This is a genomic window from Ruminococcus sp. FC2018 (assembly GCF_000621805.1).
Classification (GTDB): domain Bacteria; phylum Bacillota; class Clostridia; order Oscillospirales; family Ruminococcaceae; genus Hominimerdicola.
The window spans coordinates 41,960-48,926 of the sequence record NZ_JHXH01000017.1 but is presented as its reverse complement, the minus strand read 5'-3'; the positions used below and the strand labels follow the sequence as shown (position 1 = coordinate 48,926).

Below are 6,967 nucleotides of genomic sequence, written 5' to 3'. Positions count from 1 at the left end.
ATTATACTCACATGCTTTCTTTCGCACAACTCTCTCAGTATTGCTCCAATATCTCGTTTTAGCTTTCCGTAGATAGCTTTTCGTCTGTACTTTGGCGCAAATACTATGTGATATTGACATTTCCAGCTCGTATGTGCTAAACTATACGTATCATTAGATTTATTATCCATCTGGTGATCCCTCCTTGGTTTTTTGTAATACGGTTGGTAGCCTATTACATTGTATATCAAGGAGGCGTTTTTGTCTATTGTGCGGGACAGATTATGCTCTTACTAAAGTTTATACATTCCACCTGCATAGCAGGTGGTTTTTTTATCAGGATAATAAAAAGCACCCTTACGGGTGCTCTTCATTTTTACAGCTTTATTACTTTTGCGTAATTTGCCATTATTTTCTTTGTACCTTTTGAGTCAAATGCAATTTCAAGAAGTGTGTCATTGCCCATGGGAGTTGCGCTTAGAACAGTTCCTTCGCCAAATATCTTATGCTTTATTCTGTCGCCTACACTGAAGGTTTGTTCTGTAACGCTTTGGGAGTTTCGCTCGGATCGTTTAAGATTGAGCTGCTGTTTAAGGCTCATGCTGCGAACAGCATTCATTTCTCCCGCAGATGACGAAGAAATCACTGAAATGCCTTCCTGTTCCTGTTTTTCAATATAATCAGGCGGAAGTTCTTTTATAAAGCGGGATTTTCTGTTTCTGTCAGTATGACCGTACAGCATTCTTTCACACGCACGTGTGAGTATAAGCTGTTTCCTTGCCCTGGTAATTGCAACATAAGCAAGACGCCGTTCCTCTTCGATATCCGCTTCGCTGTCCATGCTTCTTGAAGATGGGAATATGTTTTCCTCCATTCCTGTTACAAATACGTTGTTAAACTCCAGACCCTTTGCTGCGTGCATAGTCATAAGAGCAACATAATCCTGATCCTGATCCAGGTTATCAATGTCCGTGAACAACGAGATCTGCTCCAGGAATCCCGACAGGGAAGGTTCTTCCTCTTCCTCTTCGTATTGTATCATTGTGGATTTGAGTTCGGCAATATTTTCAAGTCTGCCAATGCCTTCATCACCCTGCATTTGCAGGTAATCGCTGTATCCGCTTACATCAAGAAGCTCATCAAGGAGGTCTTCGAGTGTATTTTCCTGGGAAAATTCGGTCAGCTGAGTAAACATATCCGAAAGACTTGTAAGCTGTTTCGCCCTTTTTGCAATAGGTGCAAGCTCCTCAGCGTTTTTCATAACGGCGATGGGGCTTTCTCCCAAATCAGATGAGATCTGTTCCAAAAGAGCAACTGTAGCATCGCCGATCCCACGCTTAGGTTCATTTATGATCCTTTTCAGTCTGAGCATATCATGTGGGTTGTTTATGACCTGCAAATATGCCAGAACATCTTTTATTTCTTTTCTGTCATAGAATTTAAGACCGCCGAATATTTTGTAAGGGATACCGCTTTGTACAAGCGCACGTTCAATGCTGTTTGACTGGGAGTTCATTCTGTAGAGAACAGCGTTGTCATTGTATTTGCCGCCTTTTTCAATACATTCAAGTATTTTCTCGGCGATATACTTAGCCTCTCCCTTTTCGTCTGCTGCTTTATAAACTATAACTTTTTCGCCGTCACCGGCATCTGTCCAAAGCTGTTTTCCTTTACGTGAGCTGTTATTCTGGATCAGGGTGTTTGCACACGTAAGGATATTCTGGGTGGATCTGTAGTTCTGTTCAAGCCTTATAACGTCTTTTTCCGGGTCGCAGTTAAACTGTTCTTCAAATCCGAGTATATTTTCGATAGTAGCCCCTCTGAATTTGTATATGCTCTGGTCGTCGTCGCCAACAACACAAATATTGTTGAATTTTGCAGCAAGAAGTTTGATAAGCAAGAACTGTGCGGTGTTGGTGTCCTGATACTCATCCACCATAATGTACTTATACAGGTTCTGATAATGATCAAGTACATCGGGAAACTCTTTAAACAATCTGACTGTGTTAAAAATTATATCGTCAAAGTCCATGGCATTTGCAAGCTTAAGCCTTCTCTGATATTCGGTATAGACCTTTGAGACAGTTAAAAGCCTGTAATCCGTGCTTGACATCTGCTCATACTGCTCGCAATCGACCATCGAATCCTTTTGTCTTGATATTTCCGAAAAAATGACCTTGGGAGGGAACATCTTATCAGATATATCCAGATCCTTCAAAATGGTTTTAATTGTCCTCTGGGAGTCGTCGGTATCATATATTGTAAAATTGCTTGTATATCCAAGTGCTTCACATTCACGTCTTAGGATCCTTACGCAGGCAGAGTGAAAAGTTGCAGCAGCTACGCCTTCACCGGCTTTGCCCAGCATAGAAGAGATCCTGTCTTTAAGCTCGTTGGCAGCTTTGTTTGTAAAAGTGATAGCAAGAATATTCCACGGATTTATGTTGTTGTATCCAATTATCTCAGAAAGCCTGGCTGTATCTTCGGTTTTGCCGCTGATATAATCCTCAAGGAATCTGCACTCTTCATCTGTGGCGTTTGCGTATCCCTCCGCACAGGTATAAGCTTCTCCAAAATAGATCATGTTAGCTATCCTGTTAATAAGAACAGTAGTTTTACCGCTTCCTGCACCTGCAAGAATAAGCAGAGGTCCTTTTATTTTAAATACAGCTTTCTTCTGCTGTGGATTGATATTTGAAAAGAATTTTTCAAGAGCTTTTATTTTCAACTGAACAAAGTCTTTTGGCATATAGCTTCAACTCCTTTCACAATGTGTATCACTTAATTATAACATATAAATGCAGATTTGAAAAGGGGGTAACGCAATAAAAATCCCTATATGTTTAAAAAATCTTTGATAGTCAATCATTTATTGTATACAGCCGATCCGCATTTGTCATTTGTTTTTACATTTTCTTTCTACGTATGCTGTATTTGCTTGACATTATAATTGTATTGAGGTATAATGAAATTTAGATATTTGTGCGCACATTAAGGCTGACATAACATTTTCTTGTTCTACATAACGTTTATGATAATGCGCTTTTGCGCAGAGAAATTGTTTTTGCTGCTGTATTATAAATAATCATTGAAAGGAGTTAATATACGCTTTAATAAGCTAAACGTATTACATGAATAAAACAGATAAAGTAAAAAAGCCCGTTTTAAAACGCAATAATAAAAACAACAGACCGGCTGGCGAATCTAAAGCAGAGCCTAAAAGAAGACAGAATACGAAAAGTTCCGCATCAAAAACGACCCGTTCTTCCTCGAAACGAACAGTTCTCAGAAAGCCCAAGGAGCCTTCACGCAAAACACCGGTAAAGATCATTCCTCTTGGTGGACTTAACGAGATAGGAAAGAACTGCACAGTCATTGAGTGCTCAAATGATATGTTCATTATCGACTGCGGAATGGCATTCCCAGACAGCGAGCTTCTTGGCGTTGATATTGTTCTTCCGGATTATTCGTATGTAGAGAAGAATATTGATAAGCTCAGAGGTGTTGTCCTCACTCACGGTCACGAGGATCATATCGGAGGACTTCCATATTTTCTCAGAAAATTTAATGTTCCTGTATATGGTACAAGACTGACGCTGGGGCTTGTAGAGGGTAAGCTTGAGGAACATGGTATTCTTGCCGGCTCAAAGCTGAATGTTGTTACCCCGGGACAGACCGTCAAGCTTGGTTGTATGGCTGTTGAATTTATAAGAGTCAACCACTCTATTCCTGATGCAGTTGGTATGGCTATCCATACACCTGCCGGCATACTTATACACACGGGAGATTTTAAGGTAGATTACACCCCTATTGAGGGAGGAATAATAGATCTTCAGCGGTTTGCCGAGCTTGGAAGCAAGGGCGTTCTTGCGCTTATGTCCGATTCGACCAATGCCGACAGACCCGGTTTCACAATGAGTGAGAGAAAAGTGGGCGAGAGCTTTGAAAAACTCTTTGTTCAGGCAGAAGGGAAACGCCTTATAATCGCTACATTTGCTTCGAATATCCATAGGATACAGCAAATAATCAACAATGCAGTATCCACAGGCAGAAAAGTAGCAGTTTCGGGCAGAAGCATGGTCAAAGTAATAAGTGTAGGTATTGAACTTGGTTATCTGAAAGTTCCTGACGGAGTGCTGGTTGACATTGAGATGGTTTCCAGATATCCTGCCGACAAAATGGTAATTGTAACCACAGGAAGCCAGGGCGAACCTATGTCTGCTCTTACCAGAATGGCTAATAACGAGCATAGACAGGTGTCTATTACACCAAATGACTTCATTATCATTTCTGCAAATCCGATCCCGGGCAATGAAAAGCTGGTAACAAGGGTAATAAATGAGCTTATGAAACTTGGTGCTCATGTTGTTTACGAGAACATTTATGAGGTACACGTTTCCGGACACGCTTGCCAGGAGGAACAAAAGCTTATCCTATCTATAACAAAGCCGAAATTCTTTATTCCTGTGCATGGAGAGTATAAGCACCTTTACCAGCATAAGGCAACAGCTATGGCTGTTGGAATACCGGAAAGCAATATTATTCTTGGTGACAACGGATTTGTTATTGAGACCGATAATGTTGATATTAAAGTCACCGGTACAGTTCCCGCAGGCAGAGTTTTTGTTGACGGATTGGGAGTCGGTGACGTAGGCTCTGTTGTCCTTCGTGACAGAAAGCACCTTGCCGAGGATGGCTTGATCGTTGCAGTTGCAACTATCGACAGAGATACCGGAATGATCCTTTCAGGTCCTGATGTTGTTTCAAGAGGTTTTGTCTATGTAAGAGAAAGCGAAGAATTGCTGGGAGAGGCAAAAAAACTCCTTTCCGAGACTTTGCAGGACTGCCTTGACAGAAATCTGAAAGATTGGAACTCTATAAAAACAAAGATGAAGGATAATCTTTCCAATTATATATTTGAAAAAACAAAGAGGACACCTATGATCCTGCCTATAATTATGGAACTGTGAAATTCTGACAGGACAATAGCAAGGAGATGTTGAGAAGTGAAAAGGTCAAACGGACTGAATGCGTTGATAAGACTTACAATAGCTGTTGTTGCGCTTTCGGGACTTATTTCCGCATATTTGCTGAACAGATCGCCTGACTATGCTACAAGCGGAAAGGTATTGCTGACGCTATGCGTTATATCTGTTCTTCTGCTGATTTTTGAAGGTATCGTTTTTCAGAATCATACAAGAAAGAGCATCGCTAAGCTTGCCACGGCAATATCAAAAACCGAAAAGAATTCTCTTATGAACTTTCCGGCTCCGGCTGTTATTATTGATTCAAAGGCGACGATTTTGTGGTATAACAGACGCTTTGCCATGGATATCCTTGCAACTGAAGAAGCCTATGGCTGGAAGATGACTGATATCGGTAATATCGATATGCAAAAGGTATTTACTCCCAACGGAGATCTGGTTTGTCTTTCAAAGAGGTTTTACGAGGCAAAAGCGGTTCATAATGAACAGGCAAAAGGCTCACTGTCGCTCATCTTCTTTAACGATATATCCGACTATATCGAGCTTAAATATGAAACAAGGCAGTCACATAAGGCTGTTATAATCGTTAGCATTGATAATCTTGACGACGTTATGGCTAATATCAGAGAAAGCGAAAAGGCACATATCGTTGTTGAGATAGAGAAGTTAATTGAAAACTTTGTTGAAAATACAACTGCAGTTACTAAAAAGACCGCCTCTGACAGATTTTACATCTACATGGAGGAGCGTCACCTTGCGCCTATAATCGAGGCAAGATTTAAGATCCTCGAGCAGGCAAGGAAAATAACTGTAGACGGCAGAAACAATGTTACACTTTCCATAGGTGTGGGAAGAACCGGAGAAAACCTTGCTGTAAGCGAGAGACAGGCTAAGCAGGCGCTGGAGCTGTGTCAGGGTCGAGGCGGTGACCAGGCTGCTGTGCATGAAGACGGGGAGTTCAAGTTCTTCGGCGGTGTTTCAAATTCAAGCGATAAAAACAATAAAGTAAAGGTCAGAATGGTAGCAAAAGCCATGTATGAAAGGATCACTTCGTTTGAAAAGGTCCTTATCATGGGACATCGTTTTGCTGATCTTGATGCGGTAGGTGCTGCAACAGGACTTTGCTGTGCGATCAAGCCTCTCGTCAAGGAAGCGTATGTTGTCGTTGACCCGGTAAATAACCTTTCAAAACCGCTTATTGAGCATATTACGGACAACAATATGACCAATTATTACATAACTCCTCAGCAGGGTCTGGAAATGCTTGACTTCAACACCCTGCTTATAGTTGTGGATACACATAATCCTAATCTTGTGGAGTCTGCGGATATCCTTCAGAGGGCTAAGGAGATAATCGTTATTGACCACCACAGAAGAATGGTCAACGGTATTGAACCGACATTGATGACTTATCTTGAGCCGGGTGCATCATCAGCTTGTGAGCTTGTTACAGATCTTATTGAGTACTTTGGAGATAAAAGCAAGATCTCTGTTCCTGCTGCCGAAGCACTGCTCTCAGGTATTATGCTTGACACCAAGAACTTTGTTATGAGGACCGGCTCGGGTACTTTTGAGGCAGCTGCTTATCTGAAGCGTCTGGGTGCTGATACTGTAACGGTCAAAAAGCTATTTGCAAACTCTATGGAAACATACCAGCAAAAGTCTATGCTTATAAATTCCGCTGAGGTTTACCGTAACTGCGCCATAGCCTATACAAAAGAAAATTTTGCAAATATCCGTATTGCTGCTTCTCAGGCAGCAGACGATATGCTTGGTATAACTGATGTTCTCGCATCGTTTGTGGTTTACGAGTCAAATTCTGTTGTTAATATTTCTGCAAGAAGCATGGGTGCTATCAACGTTCAGGTCATAATGGAATCTCTTGGCGGCGGCGGACATCACACTATGGCTGCCTGCCAGCTTAAAACCGACCTTCAGACCGCCATGGTCAATCTGAAGAAGGCAATAGACGAATATATTAAAAATAACGGATAAGAAAGGTG

General features: G+C 41.4%; 4 protein-coding genes. 2 read left to right on the top strand and 2 right to left on the bottom strand.

Features of this window, described 5'->3' with window-relative positions:
• Both T494_RS13700 and T494_RS0110570 read right to left on the bottom strand, forming a co-directional pair.
• Positions 1 to 170: transposase (locus tag T494_RS13700; protein ID WP_197021153.1), on the bottom strand; the 170-nt coding region annotated here is incomplete at its 3' end.
• A gap of 185 nt (positions 171 to 355) precedes the next feature.
• The gene (locus tag T494_RS0110570; protein ID WP_037344675.1) at positions 356 to 2,728 is read right to left on the bottom strand and encodes a UvrD-helicase domain-containing protein; all 2,373 of its coding nucleotides are present in this window, start codon (positions 2,726 to 2,728) and stop codon (positions 356 to 358) included.
• Between the two features lie 382 nt (positions 2,729 to 3,110).
• Here T494_RS0110570 and T494_RS0110565 point away from each other — a divergent pair, with 382 nt between their 5' ends.
• Both T494_RS0110565 and T494_RS0110560 read left to right on the top strand, forming a co-directional pair.
• Complete coding sequence (locus T494_RS0110565; RefSeq protein WP_081777292.1) at positions 3,111 to 4,949, top strand: ribonuclease J; 1,839 nt, start codon at positions 3,111 to 3,113, stop codon at positions 4,947 to 4,949.
• Positions 4,950 to 4,985: 36 nt separating this feature from the next.
• Complete coding sequence (locus T494_RS0110560; RefSeq protein WP_028506271.1) at positions 4,986 to 6,959, top strand: DHH family phosphoesterase; 1,974 nt, start codon at positions 4,986 to 4,988, stop codon at positions 6,957 to 6,959.
• Positions 6,960 to 6,967 lie beyond the last annotated feature (8 nt).

Excerpts from the sequence above, each read along its gene's own strand:
- T494_RS0110570 (WP_037344675.1), bottom strand. The coding sequence starts at position 2,728 with ATGCCAAAAGACTTTGTTCAGTTGAAAATAAAAGCTCTTGAAAAATTC.
- T494_RS0110565 (WP_081777292.1), top strand. The coding sequence starts at position 3,111 with ATGAATAAAACAGATAAAGTAAAAAAGCCCGTTTTAAAACGCAATAAT.